This is a genomic window from Vibrio tritonius (assembly GCF_001547935.1).
Taxonomy (GTDB): Bacteria; Pseudomonadota; Gammaproteobacteria; order Enterobacterales; family Vibrionaceae; genus Vibrio; species Vibrio tritonius.
In genome coordinates this window covers 473,136-489,020 of the sequence record NZ_AP014636.1, presented here as the reverse complement: position 1 = coordinate 489,020, position 15,885 = coordinate 473,136, and the positions used below count along the sequence as shown (strand labels likewise).

Here is a 15,885-nt window from a genome sequence, read left to right as displayed (position 1 = left end):
AACGATGGATGTTTATATAATCGACGATGACCCGATTCTACTTAGGTCACTTACCCTTCTAATGGAAGACGAAGGTTATCGAGTTAACAGTTATCTTGATACCGAAACTTTCTTGGCAGAAGTGACTTTTGAGCTCAAACCAGCCTGCCTAGTACTTGACTTACGAATGCCAAAAGTCTCAGGCGTTGAGCTGTACCTTCAAATCCAGCATGAAGTTGAACATTGGTCGACCATATTCTTAACGGGGCATGGTGAAGTGCATACTGCTGTCGAAATGATCAAAAAAGGAGCATTTGAATTTCTTCAAAAACCGGTTGATATTGACGCATTACTTTCGGTTGTTCACAACGCTATGAAAAACAGCGAATTGAAGACCCAGTTAAAAAACATGACAGCACAATTGACTGATCGTGAGCAGCAAGTACTTAAATATCTGACCCTTGGGTTTTCAACTAAGGAGATATCGAGCCACATTGATATCTCAATTAAAACCGTAGAATTTCATCGTGCTAATATTCGTCAAAAAATGAGTTTAAAAGAATACAAATATCTGATGCTGCAAGCTTAACAAAGGCGAGTGTTTCCCCTCGCCTTGTTAGTTAACTTTCTACTGTTTGTACTTGCTTCACTGTTTCGGTTTCATCGCGCAGAAAAAACAACGCCAGCGCGGCAACAAGCGAGCACAACCCCATGAGCAGTGCCACATAGGCAAGCACATCTAAAAGTGGGTCGCCTTTGTCTAATCCCTGTTGCATTAAGAGTCCGGAAAGCCAAGGAGCAATCACCGCACCAGCGCGGCCGACACCAATGACAAAGCCAGTACCAGTGGCGCGAACGTGAGTTGGGAATACATATGCAATTAGGGTATAGATCCCAGAAACGCCTGCGTTAGCGAAAAATCCAGCGCCCGCCGCTAATAAACTGAGCTGAGCTAGATCAGCTTGGGATTGACCAAAGAGAGTCACGGCACCACACGTTAAGACAAGCACACCAACGGTCAAACGCTTTAAGCCGACTTTGCTACTAAGCAGACCAAACAAAGCGCCACCCAACACGCCACCGACGTTAACCCAAAACAACACACCAGCGGCAGATGCAGCACCAATCCCCATTTGCACGACAATGGTCGGTGTCCATTTCAATACGTAATAGAAGGTAATCATCTGGAACAAATAGGCCAATGTCATTAATAGGGTTGATACTAATAACCCTTTTGCCCCCATCGAAAAGATATCAAAGATGGATGTACGACTTTCCTGTTGCGTTGGTAACGGTAATGTCTGAACACTACGGTGACCTAGTTTTATAAGCGCTGCATTGATTCGCTCTAGTGCATCCTTAGGCTGGATACGGCTTAGCCAATGCACTGATTCTGGGACGAAAAAGTAGGTAATAGGAATCATCACTGCCGACATCACTGCGCCAGCAAAAAACATATCGCGCCAGTTTGCAGCGCCGGCATCTAAAATAGCATGACCCACAGCACCACAAATGATTCCTCCCATCGGATAGCCAATCACCATAAGTGAAATACTTAGGCCACGTGAACGTTGATTAGTAAACTCTGCAACAACAGCATTGTTAGTAGAAAGTAAGCCACCAATCCCTATGCCAGTAAAGACACGCCATGCACATAATGCACTCACGCTGGTCACTTGTGCCACCATTGCCATCCCTAGCGCCATTACCACTAAGCATCCTAATAACATTTTCCGACGCCCTACTTTATCGGCGACACCGCCAAGCAGCACGGATCCCAGCGCCATGCCCAGTAGCTCCATAGAGAGTACTACGCCTAAATCTGCACGGTTAAGACCAAATTCATTCATGATCCCAGCACCAGAAACCGCGATAGCTAGTACATCAAAACCATCAACAGCACTAAAAGCGACTGTGATAGCCACAATGATTTTTTGTAACCATGTCATTGCTGAATTTTCCAGCATTTCACGAGGATCTGTTACTCGAGTTGTCATCAAATATTACCTTCATCCATCTAGATGGCCAAATATTCTTATATCCAATACTTGAGAACAACTGAGGATTTTTAATCTTCAACATGAATTTAATTCAGATTGAACGAGATAGAGTGGTGTCGGTGATTTTTAATGTAAAAAGACGAGAAAAAAATCCGCTACTAAAGCAGTAGCGGTAGGTTAAAAAGCCAAGACTTACATCCATGGCTGATTGCTTAAGGTGTGGTTAAAACACAGAATAACAAACAGAGACACAACCACAGTAGAGTTCCAATCCTCACAGAGAGAACACCATCCTATTGTGGATTAAGAAGTCAGTGCGATGAAAAACACTATGTTGAAGAATTATTCGATTCCAAACAGTGTATTTTTTCATTCCAGTAGACAGGAGATAGTTTAGACTTTTACGGAAAAATATCGTGTCCGATATTCTTAATTTATTGCCTGATTATCCATATTTGAATGTTATATACCCAAGTAACCTCATAAAATAAATGGCGCCCATGTAGCGCCATTTATTTTTTATAATCTTGAAGTTACTTGGGTATAACGTGAACGACTAATCATTTAAATCCAGATTTTCAATCGCCTCCGACACCTCATTCGCGCCAGCATGGATTTTATCCATGATCATCGACACTTCCTCAATGCGTTCGTTCGTCTGCTCGGCAACTACTGAAGTACTTTTAATGGTTTCTACCACCTCATTTGTTAAATGGATGTTTTTTTGTACCACATCATTGATTTCATTCGTTGAAGAAGAGGTCCGAGTCGCCAACTGACGAACTTCGTCAGCAACAACAGCAAAACCGCGCCCATGCTCGCCCGCTCGTGCAGCTTCTATCGCCGCATTGAGTGCGAGCAAATTGGTTTGATCAGCGATTGAGGTTATGGTTTTCACGATATTGGAAACATCAGAAGAGAGTGTCACTAACTGATTAAGCTGGTTAATGGCAGAGTTCACGGTATCGTTCATCTTATCCGATAGGGCGACACATTCACGCAAATCCGCTTTACCTGTTTCGGCAACGGATGCTGTTTCCACCGATGTATCCTGAGCGACATGAGCCGCTTTGCGAAGTTGAACTCCTTTTTGCACATGGCTTGTAATATCAACGGCAAACTTAACCACTTTGTAAACCTTACCTTTATCATCGACAATTGGACAATAAGAGGCTTCGATCCAAACTTCTTCATCATAACTGGTACGACGTTTAAAACGACCCGAGTTGGCTTTACCTTGGCTTAAATCTCGCCAAAAGTTAGGGTTTTCCTTGATGTAGTCATCAAAACAGAATATTCGGTGATGTTTACCAATCACTTGTTCTCGTTGATAGCGTAACACTTGCAGGAAATTATCATTGGCATTAATGATGGTGCCATCGGGTTCGAATTCTATAACCGCATAAGTTTTATTTAATGCGATATACATATCCGCTTTACTCATCGCTGAAGTGAATTTTTTAGTCACATCAGTCCCCACCTTCATCACACGAACCACTTTCCCATTATCTATCACAGGGAAATAGGTCGCTTCCATTATCAGTGGGCTTCCATCTTTTCTTACACGAAAGAAATCACCAGCGATTTCTTTACCATTCGCCAAATCTTGCCAGTGCTTAGCATAAGCAGGACTATTAAACACCTCGGGGCTACAAAAGATCTTATGATGCAGCCCTTTTAACTCAGCAAGCGTGTAACCCACAGTAGAAAGAAACAGTTCATTGGCATCAAGAATGTTCCCCTTCGGGTCAAACTCGATCATTGCAACAAACTTACGCATTGACTCTAATGCACAAAAGGCTTGTCGATACGAATCGTTGACTGTTGAATTATCTACAGGCTTTTTAAAAAACACGTCCCTTTCTCCCTAAATACGACTTCGTTTGAGTCGCTGGATAATATTCATCCAATCAATAACTACCACTAACGAGTTAAATAACTATAGCAGAACATTTTCACTTGGAACCACTCAATAATGTGTTCTACATCATTAACATATGCGAACTATGGCATTGATAGCACAAAGAATCCTATCTATTGATTGGATATAGGTCACATTTTGCAGTAACATATCGTTACAATAAAACACTGTACAACATCGAGTAAAGCTCAATTGTGAAACAGTCAGTCATCATGGTGTCTATTCACTAAGTGACCGAATGGTCATCTACTCGCCCTTGGTTGGGGAACGTTTTTTTTACGAGTATGGAAATCCATGACAATGAAAAACAAAGAAAATCAATTTACAAAACGCGTCATTAATGGTGTTTACGAAACCAATAAAATGCTACTGAGAATCGGTGACAGTGAAGTCGTAAAAATATTCAAACCGAAGAAAAGTAGTCCTCGTCGTTATGGCAGAGAAAAAGAGTCGTTACAACGTATGCTCGATATTGAAGGGGTACCAACATTGATTGATACCAATGACGATCAACATACGATTCGAATGTCTCGCTTACCGGGAAAAACCGCAAGCAGTCTCTCTGCGGATAACGTGGTTATTCTCTCAAAGATTGTGTATCAAATGTTGGCAGCGGGCGTTGCACGTCATTCATTGCCGATCAGAGATATTGTGGTCGATAACCATGGAAATTTGGGGTTGGTTGACTTCGAGCGTGTGACCTTATGTCGCCATGCTTGGAGTCCAGTTTGGCGCATTGCACGTAAGGTATCAATTTACCACCTTTACCGATTGATTAATGACTATCAACCGCAGCTACTTTCACCAAAAGCAAAAATGATGGTGAAAATAGGAGGCATGATTCGTCAAATTGGTTTAGTTATTCGTGCGTTTAAATAACCTTATGGCATGAGTTGGTTACCTTTAAACTCACCTTTTTAACCAAACATACCTGAGATTAGCAGGGAGCCTAGTGCTCCCTGAATTTTACTTATTGATGTGCTGATTACTTGAGTAAATCAATACTATCAATACTAACACCTGCAGATAAGTAATCACTCAATCCTGAACCACTGATTACAGTGACTTTTAGCGTATTCCATTCCCCTGAATCCGCCCAAGCGCTGGCTGGAATCGTGTATTCAAAGGTCGTGTTATTACCACGATAAGTACCAACGGTTAACGAACGCGTACTTGGTTGAGTCGACGGTGATGGATTGGATGATGTCCAATCGTTAACCGACACTTTAGGACGCCCATTCGCATAAGCAATAGTGATACCGATGCGTAGGGTATGTGCAGACGCGCGCTGCGCATCACTTAGTTTAAAGTAAATGATGTGACTGTTATTAATGTCTTTCCAGATATAGGCTGGGAAAGATTTGGTATTCGATGTACCAACAATAAAGTTGCCAGTATCCCATTCCGCCATTCTTGGATCCGATGGATGCATCGTGGTCAATAGGTCACCATTAAGAAACTCTTGTGGTGAACCATCCCATTTGCCGATACGCCAAATCACGCTGTCGTTACCAGGATCATCATTGATGGTAATGGTGTTCAAAATGGTCGTATCGCCTGCAGATACCGTCACGCTTTGGCTCTCAACCGCTAACTCATTTTTGTAAATGGTCATGGTGTAAGTGCCAGGTAACATATTATCGCTACTGAAATAACCACTTGAAGCATCCGCACTTGCCCAATATTGAGCAGAGCTATTGGCAAAACCGACTGTATAGGTGTAATCGCTATTCATATTGTTGATAGCGACCCCAGCAACACGACCGCGATTGCTATCAGCAACGTATCCAGTCAGCCCCATATTGGCAAACCATGAGGTATCAATATCACTATCAGATGGTGGAGTTTCTCCATCATTAACCACCAGCGTGTAATGGTTAAGAATGCCGGTACGGTAATCTTCGGTTTGCGCTTCTGCGTAGTTTACAATGTAAGTGATTTCTTGGTCAGTCGAACCACCTTGATTCAGCAAACTGCGGTAGAAAGGCCCGCCAGAGCTGCCTTCTTGGTTATCACGGACAATCCAAATACCAACATTGTCACCGGTGGCACCAATGGCACTCCAATCGATAGCACGTTGATTCGAATAGTGTTTAGAACGAGTTTCGCCATTTGACAGCGCAAAAATATCGCTCGATTCAACGGTGGAAACGGTATCAGAGATATCCGACGCTTCAGGCCCATTATCCAATAGAGCTCGCTTGATGCGGGCGATATATCGAACATGTCCATGCTGGCTCGGCTCTGAAGTGAAATAGGTAGCCATATAAATATACGGATAACCATTACGCGCCATATAGTAGTGAGTAAGATCGCCTGCTTTTACAGTGATTTTAATGTAATTGCTGTTGATTTTTTGTGCACTAACCGTCACAGAAGAGGTATCTTTGTATAACCAATCAAAGCCAGAGTTGAGCTGAGAACCTCGGCTTTGATCTTGATATTCAGTCCCATTAATTTTCAATGAAGCCAAATCCCCAGCCGATTGTGTGCTTACGCCATTATCTGTGCGGCGAATGCTAAACACGACGCCGGCGTTGGTGTCGACAGTGTAGTAATTAGTGGTAGATGTTAATGAAAAACTGGCATAGGCAGGTAAGCCGACGCAGGTAAGTATTGCACCAGCTGCTGATAAAAGCAGTGGCCGCAACCTTCTTTTTAGGTTCATAATTCCCTCTCTTTGTATGCGCTCCGGCAGCCAAAGCCATTTGTCAAACAACGTAAAAAGCTGCACGGTAGATTTACGTAAAAGCGATGACATTGTGAACAATAAGCCACAAAATGCATAACATTGAGGTGTCATAGTGTTACCTTGACTCCCAAATTTGTGAAAACGTTTACGCACCGTCCAACATTCCCATGGGGCAAGTCAACTTTTGCTATACAGGTGGTCTTGATATTCTTGGCAGTAAAATCAGTAAGAACAGCTTATTAGATTGAAAATGGGCGACTTGGTTTTCTTGTTCAAACAAAACCGCTATCCTACGGGAATGTCCTGTTAATACCGCTAATTTGCTATGTCTCCATCAAAAACCATTCGTATCGCTGCCGCTCTGATCACCGATCAACGTGACCACGCTTTGTTAGTTAGAAAGAGAAATTCCGCCTACTTTATGCAACCCGGAGGAAAGCCTGAAACAGGAGAAACGCCCGCTCAGGCTTTGATTCGTGAATTACAAGAAGAGCTTAATATAGCGTTAGACGAGCAAAGTCTCACTCCGGTAGGCACTTTTATCGATAGAGCGATTAACGAACCTGGGTGTGAATTGATTGCTGAGGTTTTTCGAGTCTCTCTTCCTCACTGCGAATTGACTCCCGCAGCAGAAATTGAAGAGGTCATTTGGCTTGACCCTGCGCTTGCTTCTACCGTGACAATCGCACCACTCACCCGAGATCAACTGCTCCCTTTGCTCAAGTAACTCATTAAAATCGGCTACTTAGTTAGACAACGTACTTGCACAGAACCATCGAGTAACCACGACACCCAACGTTGGCGTGAATTAAGAACAAAAGTTTCACTCTTGTTCACGCCATTAAGTACCACACCATCAACTTGGTGAGACTGTGCACCGTAGGCAAATTGCCAGTTCGAACTCAGCACTCGCTCTCCACTTTGCAACGCTTGATTGAGCTTGTCGCTGGTCACGGCAATGCTAAGTCCCTCGGTGTCACTGATACCTATCGAGTTGCCATCTCGACTACCCACCGCCACCGGAATTAGCAGCTCACACTGCTGGTGATTGCGGTTCCTTTTGTGGTGTCTCTGTTACTGCTGTTACTGGCTGTGACCTTGTATGTTCGACTCCCACAGCAGGCAAAAGCGGCGTGTGCTTTTCTGCTGCTATGCTCGCTGACTACCGGCACAGTGGGCCTTAGATGGACGCTTGATTGGTCATGGCTCCGATTTTTACAGCCCGTCTTAGCGGCAACCATTCCCGCTGCTGCATGGAGCTGCTTTTTTATCAAGAGGAACAACTGGCGCAAGGTGCTCAGCCTGCATTGGCTTGGCCCAAGCGTGGTCGTGCTTGCTTTGCTGGTCCAGCCTTTTTGGTCGGCACCACTAGATGAGTGGATTACCTTACTTTATGTTGCATACGCAATCGCGCTAATACGGCGCAGTCGCGAAGATTGGGAAAACATTGCCTTAGGCGAATGGGAAGGTGCGAGAAAAGCAGCACTGGTCGCTGGCGCGAGCAAAATCAAAGGTCACCTTCGTGAGATTAAACCGCTTGTTCTGGCTTCAACGTTAAGGGGTCTGTCGCGCGCTTTTTCGGATAGATAACCACGATAATCCCGAGGAGAAACAGCGCACAAGAAACCCACTGCACCGATGAAAGTTGCTCGCCATAGATAATATAACCACTAATCAAAGCGAATACAGTGGTCATCAAAGTAGTAGGCGCTAAGATGGACATCGGGTATTTCAAGGTCATCTTATTCCAGATCCAGTAACCGAAAATGGTGGTGGGATAAGCTTGAAAGAGAACCGAGAACCACGCATTGCCATTCCAATGGGTAAAAGTAGAGACCAAACCTTGGGTGCCGTGCATCAGCAAGCTAAGCCCAATTAAGGGAATGGGAGCAAATGCCATTCCCCACACGGTAAACGCAAAGGGCGTTGTCGTGCCCGATTGGCGAATAAGGATGCTTGCCAGCGGCCAGCAAATCGCACAAATCGCAATAAAGAACAGCCCTGCAGCAGTAATATTGCCGTTGGTGTAGATGATCGAAACCGTTAGCCCCAACATGGCGATCATCATCCCTGCCCCCATACGTTTGGTAATGGTCTCTTTATAGACCAACGCGCCAACTAACACGCTGGTTAACACATCCAACTGAATCAATATTGCTTCCATCCCAGCCGAGAGTCCAAACGCGATAGCACAAGCGCCCATTCCCCATACGCCAGTACCAAATACCGTGCCATAGGCAATAAAATAGCGCACTGATACGGGAGGACGTTTGATAAAGAACACCAAAGGAAAGGACGCGAGAAAAAAGCGGATAGCGGTAATGACAAAGGGATCAAACTCGCTAGCGCCCATTTTTATCGCGGTAAAATTGATGCCCCAAATCACCATCACGGTGATGATGAGTAATAGATCTCGTCCCTGCATTGGATATTCCTTGTGAATTTATTATGTCAGCAGTATCCCTTGCGTCGAGAAAACAGTACAGATACAATTTTTTAAAATTTAACCAGTACAATTTTCTCATTATGCTGAAATACAAACAGTTAGCCGATAAAGTTGCCCAAGATATTCAAGCGCAGCGACTCAAAGATGGCGACCGAATGCTATCGCTACGCCAATTTGCCCAGCAGCACAGTATTAGTGTGTCTACGGCGGTTAGCTGTTATGAAGAACTGGAAAAGCAAGGTTGGATCAGCGCTAGACCGCAAGCGGGATTTTTCATTAACGCTCATACCCTATCTCTGCCTTCGCCTACTTGGCCACGCTTTGATACCGAGCGCACCACACCTATACGGACACTGAAGCCTAAAGTCGTCGCTCAGGGGCCGCTGGGTATGGCATGTTTAGACCTTGATGTGCAAACACAAAAAGGGGTCGAAAAAAGCCTGCGCAAAGCCATCAGCAGTAGCCAGCGGCAGTTTTCTCGCTACCCCGATAAACAGGGAGAACCAATGCTGCGCCAAGCTCTGGCGGATCATTTCGGAGATCAGGGATTTGCGCTCAACAGTCAAGAATTGGTAATTACCCATGGCTGCATGGACAGCGTGAAAACCGCACTCACGGTGTGTACCCAAAAAGGCGACACAGTCGCGGTGAGTTCACCCTGCTTTAATGGCCTGCTCGACCTACTTTCGCAACTTGAATTGAATGTGATTGAAATTCCTTCGCGCGAAGATGGTATTGATTTAGAGACCTTAGAAGCGTTACTGCAGCAGACACAGATTCAAGCGGGGCTCTTTTGCACCACGCACATGAATCCGCAAGGCATCACGCTCTCACCTGCGCAAAAGCAGCGTCTAACCAATTTGGCCGGAGAGTATCAGGTGCCTATCATTGAAGACGATGTCTATTTTGAACTCAACCACTCCGATACTCTGCATTTGCCGACCGCTTACTACGATGTGAGTGGTTATGTGATTTGGTGTAGCTCTATTTCCAAAACGCTGTCGCCCAGTTATCGCTTGGGTTGGTGTCGCCCCGGTCGTTATTTGGCGGAATTTCAGCGCCACTATCAGGGTGTGCCAGTGCTGATTCAAACCGCGATTGCTGACTTTATTCGCAATGGCGGTTATGCCAAACACCTTAAACGGGCGCAATATCAGTTAGCAGATAATCGTCGCGACTACACGTATTATCTTGCGCAGCGCTTACCTCAAGGTAGCCGCATCACCCAACCCGATGGCGGATTGGTACTGTGGATTCAAGTTCCTCATCTGCAAGCGGCTCTTCTTAAAAAAGTGGCCGCCGATGCCAATTTGGATATTCGCACCGGCGATATCTTCACAGAATCTGAGCGCTATAACGACTGTCTGCGCATCAATATGGGATATGCACTCAACCACCAAACAGCGCAACTGCTCGAACAGTTACTCACCTTAATCGACCGATGTCGATCCAACGCGTCTCATCAGGACGAGTCTAATATCTAAGTTACAGCTTAAAGATAAGCTGTTGCAAAAACACAAATGCAGAATCGGGTTATCTCGGCTCTGCCTTTTAGTCTTTAGATGATCTATTCTTGGTTAACGCTCAACGCATCATTAACCGAATAGCTTTAATTAACTACGTGGCTTCATTAACTGAGTAGCTTTGTTAACTAAGTATCTTTAGCACATGCTCTGCCAAGGCTCGCCCAAGCATACCATTACTTTCAGGCGTTAAATGCAAACCATCGCAGCCATCGGTTTTGATAACTGAGCCCGCATCAAAGAAATTCACTTTTAAAAAGTTCGCCATCATCTGGTAATACTTAGGAAGCTCTAGGGTTTTCTCATGACCACCTTCGTACATCACTTGAAACCATGGGTCGGGCATCTCACCTAAGGGCGGTGGCGACACCACCAAGATTTTCGGCGCCGAATACGCAGCCCCCACCCCACCTGCACAGCGGTACGCCTGAGTAACCAACAACGACATTCCTTCAGCAATCTCTTGTGCGCTCTGATTAAACGCCGCTTTGGTATTGTTTGACCCTAGCATGATGATGACTAAATCCAAGGGCAAATGGCTGGCAAGTGCTGTCGGAAAATAAGCGGAACCATTAAGACGCGGATCAAGCGGGTCATCAACATTGACAGTACGAGCATTCAGCCCTTCTTCTATCACATGAAACTCATCCCCCAGCACCTTCGCCATCACGCCTGTCCAACGTACATCAGGCGCATAACGCTGCGAAGGCACACTGTGCGGCTGCGGAATCCATCCCCATGTTAACGAGTCACCAAAACATAAAACGTTCTTTATATTGCTCATCCAGTTACTGCCCTGTTCTCAACACATCGATAAACCACTATAACCACCGATTCACGAATGCGATAGTCACACTTTGCCTAAGTATCGGTTGGGTTAGAACGTTTGTGGCTAACTCTGAGAAGAACCAGGTAATCAATACTAAAGCGAAGCGCCCCCACAGATGACTAGCTCTTGCCCAGTAATAGCTCCAGCATGAGGAGATACAATGAAATTGACATATTGAGCAACTTCATAAGGGGAAATGAAACGACCGATAGGGGGCAATTTAGGAGGTGACGCTTTTCTATTTGGATTCATTAGCATTGGCGTTTCTGTTGCTCCTGGAGCGATAATATTGGCGGTAATGCCTTTTGGAGCAAGCTCTGCGGCCCAGCTACGTACCATCCCAAATAACGCAGATTTAGTCGAAACATATTGCGAACGACCAGCCACACCTTTTGATGTTCGACTTCCGATAATAACGATACGCCCTCCTTCACTGAGCTTATCAGCAAAATAGTTCGCCAAAATTTCAGCAACCCCAACATGCAGTTGCCATATCGCCTGACTTTCCTCAAGGTTGAGGCTCCCTAAAGGTGCTGCGACCATTTTTCCTGCCGCATGGATAACAGCATCAATCTTAGGCAATTGTTCTAGACAATTTAGCAATTTCTGAGTATCCATGAGGTCAACAGAATAGCTAACAAAATTAGGATGTTCATGGCTCACTTGTGTGCGGCTTAATCCTATAACATGCCAGTCATTTTTTAGCAGTGTCTCCGCGATAGCTTGACCGATCCCAGAGCTCACTCCTGTCACTAACGCAATACGACTCATAATTACTCCTCAATCATCGATAACGGCACCTTGAAAACCGCTTTACGAATGGGTTTTGGTTCAGAGACCATACACAGAGCCTGATGAGGTTCTCCGGGGAAAAATATAGCGAAGTCTCCCACCCTGAGCGTCATAGATTGTGTAAGTTTTGGCGTCTGCAAAATCAACAAATCCGGCTTTTTCTCAGTAAACACCTCATCCATGCAATTGATCACTCCAAAATTAATGCGTTCTTCACCTTCCAATACCACATGAATATCCGCATAAAGTTTATGAAATTCTGTATGACGAAGTTCAGGTTCTTGGGTTGCCGTTGGTCCAATATTGCAAAACCACGATGCATCTGAGAGTTGCATTTTTTGGTCATCTGCTTCAGATAATGCGGCAAAGGAACACTGTGAGTACGATAGAATCTGTTTAAATGGATCAAGTAGTCCTGCAGTGGATAACGAAAATAAACTGCCAGATATCATGACAATACTCTCCTAAATATTAGGTAACCCAATGAAGGGATAGGGTTACCTACATTTCGATTACAAATGATTTATACGCACATATTTAATCGCTTGACGGAAATAGGTATAAGCGATGTGTACTACTCCATCCGGAGATTGAGTAATGGTTGGGTAAGAAAACTCTCGATTAAGCTTCTCTTGGGAGTTATTGGTCATACAAAAGCCATCTCCTTCATCAAGGTTGCCAATAACCGACCATGTTTCCCCATTATTTTTTGAAATCGCCAACGACATTGGTGCTCGTGGAGCGCCCCAAAATGCACTCTTGCCATCAATAATTTCCGGCTCTTTGGCTCCACTGTCATCCTCAATCTCATCATACAAAGAACTGCGACGTGAGATTGCACCTGCCGCGCTCATGTTATTGAATACCATGGCTAAATCGCCGTTATTAAGTGCAGTGATTTGAATCGATGAATTGTTATTCGGTAATTCGGTTGCTTTAGGTTCACTCCATGTTTCACCATGATCATGTGAATAGCTTTGATAAATATGGTCTGCCCAACGACTGCGATAAACCGCAATTAAAGAGCCATTTTTTAACGGTGCAATCGACATATGCACGCAACCGAGGCTATTCGGAACATTCACATCACGCCACGTTTTTCCTTTATCTTCAGAAATTTTAACGCTACTTGTGTCATAGTTACCGACCCATTTTTCACCTGGTTTTACCGTGCAATTAAATATGGGTAGCAACCAATTACCATTTTCTAGAACCACGATAGGTTGACGAATAAAGGTGCCCGGTTTATCGATCAGCACATTAATATCTAACCAAGTTTCACCAAAATCCTGAGACTTTCGACAGCGAACAATTGCCGTATCTTGATTGCCTGCAAGTTGTGCAGTCCAAAGCAACCACAGAATATTATCTGGGTCCAAAAATAAAACAGGGTTCTGTTCCGACCGCTCTGGATCATTTGATAGTTTAACCGCAAGTTCCCACACATCACTGCCTTTACGCAGACGAGAACACAAAATGGAAATATCAGAAACCCCTTCTTGAGTACCCGCAAACCAAGTACATAGGATGTCACCGTTCGGTAAGACTAATAAATTTGAGGCATGATTTTGGGGATAATTAGAAGGCAACATTGCTGTGGAAAATCGATCATCGTTACTCGTTAATTTTCCATCTCGAATGACTGTGACAACTTCTTGATTCATTGAATCTACTCCATGTTTGGGTATTTCATTAAATTGGGTGATTAGCCCTCGATCAGAGGGCTAATTAAAATGAACGATTACACTAGCGTTGCATTAGGCACTGTTCTAGGAGTTGACTTCCAACACCACACAATTAGCACTGCCGATAGTCCTATGAAGAAAAACCAAAGCGTTGTCGCTGAGTTATCCAGAACAATTCCGAGACTTGCCACTAAAAACAATATTCTTTCAACAATATTGAGGTTCTTTTTCAACCATCCTTGTAAAAATACTGCCCAACAGAAGGTGGCCATTAACATGCCCAGAAAAGCGATAAGAATTAGGTACCAACTGCCTTTCCATAAAACAACAGGGTCAGTAATAAAGCTAAATGGAACGAGGAAAATAACCAACGCATACGAGAAAGCGATGAAGCCCGTTTTAGATGAATCGGCATGTCCTATCGCTGAAGCTGCATAAGCACACAAAGCGACGGGTGGTGTCACCATTGACAATACGCAGTAATACATAATGAACATATTGGCCGCGAGCGTATCTACCCCCATAGAAATAAGTGCTGGAGCAAAGATAATTGAACCAATAATATAAGCCGCTACCGTTGGCAGCCCCATCCCCATAATAACGCAACCCAAGATCACCATAATAAGAGATAAATACAGATTATCTTGCCCCACTGAACTCAAAATTTCGACGAACTTGAAGGCCAAGTTAGATTGAGTCGCAAGAACCATAATAATACCGACTGAAGCTAATGGTACTGATACCCAAGACATCTGCTTCGCAATATCCATGATCATCGGGTAGACAACTTTATAGGTGTAACGTGTGTTTTTACGTAATAGTGGTGCTAAAAGGGCAAATACCGTCCCAACAAATGCTGCATAAGGCGCTGAATAGCCTGAAATTAGTGCGATAACAAGAAATACTGGAGAAATGAGTAAATGAACACGAGGCATAATTGGCTCAAATTGCAGATCTTCTTTGGCAATATTACCAATCCCTGTTTTACGAGCTCTCAAATCAATAATAACGAATAAAGCAAAGTAAAAAGCCGTCGCGGGAATGATCCCTGCAGCCGCAATGTCGGCATATGGAATACCCAACATATCAGACATAACGAAGGCTGCTATGCCCATGATAGGAGGCATTAGCTGACCACCGGTAGATGCAATGGCTTCTGTCGCTGCAGCTTGTTCTTTGGTGTAACCTGAGCGTTTCATAATTGGAATAGTCAACACACCTGTAGATGTGGTATTCGCCACCGCAGAACCACTGACCATACCAAACAATGCCGATCCTAAAAGAGACATTTTCGCTGCACCGCCAGTCAAGGAAGCTGTCGCTTTCATCGCTAAGTCAATAAAGACACTGCCGCCACCAGTCATGGTAAAGACACAACCGAACATAACAAAGAAAAACACAAAGTTAATTGCTGTACTTGCCGTAATACCAAATAGGCCATCGGCTTGCATACTGATTAGCTCTGTCATGGTATCGAGACTAAAACCATCGAATGCAGTCCACCCTGGGAAGTGAGGACCGAAAAAACCATAGAGAACAAATACAATAACAACCGATAGCAATGAAAAACCGACTGAGCGTCTAACCGCTTCAAACAGCATTAATAAGCCAACACAAAATGCGTATTTATCGGAAAATAGAATGTCATCGATCATTTCTAGACGAGTTTCCAAACGTGGAATAGCAGTATAATAGTGGAATACAACCGACAGTGTTAAACCAATAAAAATAAGATTTACTATTCTTGATAAATATAGAAAAGAAGAATTTTTAAATTCCAAAGGTTTAAAACACAAAACTAGCGTTGTTGCCATGTACACATGAATACTTGCAGCAGTCAGTGGAGACACAGGGGAAAAGAACTGGCGTAATAGAAACACCAAATAGGCCATACTAATAACAGCGGTTATGGCATTCATAAAATGACGATATTTCATAACGATATCCTACTTATCGAACCAACAGGAACGACCTAAAGATCTTTGATAAGAACGGTGTATCAAAGCATCGATACACCA

15 protein-coding genes are annotated in these 15,885 nt (G+C 44.0%); 5 read left to right on the top strand and 10 right to left on the bottom strand.

The window, feature by feature from the left end:
• Nucleotides 1-4 precede the first annotated feature (4 nt).
• Nucleotides 5-568, top strand: coding sequence for a response regulator transcription factor (locus tag JCM16456_RS17360; protein ID WP_082712359.1), 564 nt, complete (start codon nucleotides 5-7; stop codon nucleotides 566-568).
• A gap of 31 nt (nucleotides 569-599) precedes the next feature.
• Here the strand turns inward: JCM16456_RS17360 and JCM16456_RS17355 are convergent, their stop codons facing one another.
• Nucleotides 600-1,976: an MFS transporter gene (locus tag JCM16456_RS17355; RefSeq protein WP_068716864.1), complete on the bottom strand. Its 1,377-nt coding sequence runs from the start codon at nucleotides 1,974-1,976 to the stop codon at nucleotides 600-602.
• Between the two features lie 559 nt (nucleotides 1,977-2,535).
• Nucleotides 2,536-3,834, bottom strand: coding sequence for a methyl-accepting chemotaxis protein (locus tag JCM16456_RS24370; protein WP_068716862.1), 1,299 nt, complete (start codon nucleotides 3,832-3,834; stop codon nucleotides 2,536-2,538).
• Between the two features lie 366 nt (nucleotides 3,835-4,200).
• Here JCM16456_RS24370 and JCM16456_RS17345 point away from each other — a divergent pair, with 366 nt between their 5' ends.
• Nucleotides 4,201-4,779, top strand: coding sequence for a hypothetical protein (locus JCM16456_RS17345; RefSeq protein ID WP_068716860.1), 579 nt, complete (start codon nucleotides 4,201-4,203; stop codon nucleotides 4,777-4,779).
• A gap of 106 nt (nucleotides 4,780-4,885) precedes the next feature.
• Here the strand turns inward: JCM16456_RS17345 and JCM16456_RS17340 are convergent, their stop codons facing one another.
• Nucleotides 4,886-6,568, bottom strand: a complete 1,683-nt coding sequence (locus JCM16456_RS17340; protein WP_082712434.1) for a rhamnogalacturonan lyase B N-terminal domain-containing protein — start codon at nucleotides 6,566-6,568, stop codon at nucleotides 4,886-4,888.
• Between the two features lie 349 nt (nucleotides 6,569-6,917).
• On the opposite strand from JCM16456_RS17340, the gene JCM16456_RS17335 reads away from it, so the two are divergent.
• A complete protein-coding gene (locus tag JCM16456_RS17335) occupies nucleotides 6,918-7,319 on the top strand; it encodes an NUDIX hydrolase (protein WP_068716858.1) in 402 nt (133 codons plus the stop codon).
• A gap of 14 nt (nucleotides 7,320-7,333) precedes the next feature.
• Here JCM16456_RS17335 and JCM16456_RS17330 read toward each other — a convergent pair whose 3' ends face one another.
• On the bottom strand, nucleotides 7,334-7,612 hold the full coding sequence (locus tag JCM16456_RS17330) for a hypothetical protein (RefSeq protein ID WP_068716856.1): 279 nt from the start codon (nucleotides 7,610-7,612) through the stop codon (nucleotides 7,334-7,336).
• Nucleotides 7,613-7,636: 24 nt separating this feature from the next.
• On the opposite strand from JCM16456_RS17330, the gene JCM16456_RS23820 reads away from it, so the two are divergent.
• A complete protein-coding gene (locus tag JCM16456_RS23820) occupies nucleotides 7,637-8,182 on the top strand; it encodes a hypothetical protein (protein ID WP_156430587.1) in 546 nt (181 codons plus the stop codon).
• Here the strand turns inward: JCM16456_RS23820 and JCM16456_RS17325 are convergent.
• The gene (locus tag JCM16456_RS17325) at nucleotides 8,121-9,017 is read right to left on the bottom strand and encodes an EamA family transporter (RefSeq protein WP_068716854.1); all 897 of its coding nucleotides are present in this window, start codon (nucleotides 9,015-9,017) and stop codon (nucleotides 8,121-8,123) included. The two genes, JCM16456_RS23820 and JCM16456_RS17325, sit on opposite strands and share 62 nt — an antisense overlap.
• Nucleotides 9,018-9,118: 101 nt before the next feature.
• Here JCM16456_RS17325 and JCM16456_RS17320 point away from each other — a divergent pair, with 101 nt between their 5' ends.
• Complete coding sequence (locus JCM16456_RS17320; RefSeq protein ID WP_068719011.1) at nucleotides 9,119-10,522, top strand: aminotransferase-like domain-containing protein; 1,404 nt, start codon at nucleotides 9,119-9,121, stop codon at nucleotides 10,520-10,522.
• 163 nt (nucleotides 10,523-10,685) lie between these two features.
• Here JCM16456_RS17320 and JCM16456_RS17315 read toward each other — a convergent pair whose 3' ends face one another.
• The 5 genes from JCM16456_RS17315 to JCM16456_RS17295 all read right to left on the bottom strand — a co-directional run bounded on the left by JCM16456_RS17315 (nucleotide 10,686) and on the right by JCM16456_RS17295 (nucleotide 15,804).
• Complete coding sequence (locus tag JCM16456_RS17315) at nucleotides 10,686-11,345, bottom strand: SGNH/GDSL hydrolase family protein (protein ID WP_068716852.1); 660 nt, start codon at nucleotides 11,343-11,345, stop codon at nucleotides 10,686-10,688.
• Nucleotides 11,346-11,483: 138 nt separating this feature from the next.
• On the bottom strand, nucleotides 11,484-12,161 hold the full coding sequence (locus tag JCM16456_RS17310; RefSeq protein WP_068716850.1) for an SDR family NAD(P)-dependent oxidoreductase: 678 nt from the start codon (nucleotides 12,159-12,161) through the stop codon (nucleotides 11,484-11,486).
• A 2-nt stretch (nucleotides 12,162-12,163) separates the two neighbouring features.
• Complete coding sequence (locus JCM16456_RS17305; RefSeq protein ID WP_068716847.1) at nucleotides 12,164-12,634, bottom strand: YhcH/YjgK/YiaL family protein; 471 nt, start codon at nucleotides 12,632-12,634, stop codon at nucleotides 12,164-12,166.
• Between the two features lie 60 nt (nucleotides 12,635-12,694).
• Nucleotides 12,695-13,846 (bottom strand): sialidase family protein, encoded by a 1,152-nt coding sequence (locus JCM16456_RS17300; protein ID WP_068716845.1) that lies wholly within the window; start codon nucleotides 13,844-13,846, stop codon nucleotides 12,695-12,697.
• Between the two features lie 77 nt (nucleotides 13,847-13,923).
• Nucleotides 13,924-15,804 carry a TRAP transporter permease gene (locus JCM16456_RS17295; protein ID WP_068716843.1) on the bottom strand — a complete coding sequence of 627 codons (1,881 nt, stop codon included), beginning with the start codon at nucleotides 15,802-15,804 and terminating at the stop codon, nucleotides 13,924-13,926.
• Nucleotides 15,805-15,885: the final 81 nt, after the last annotated feature.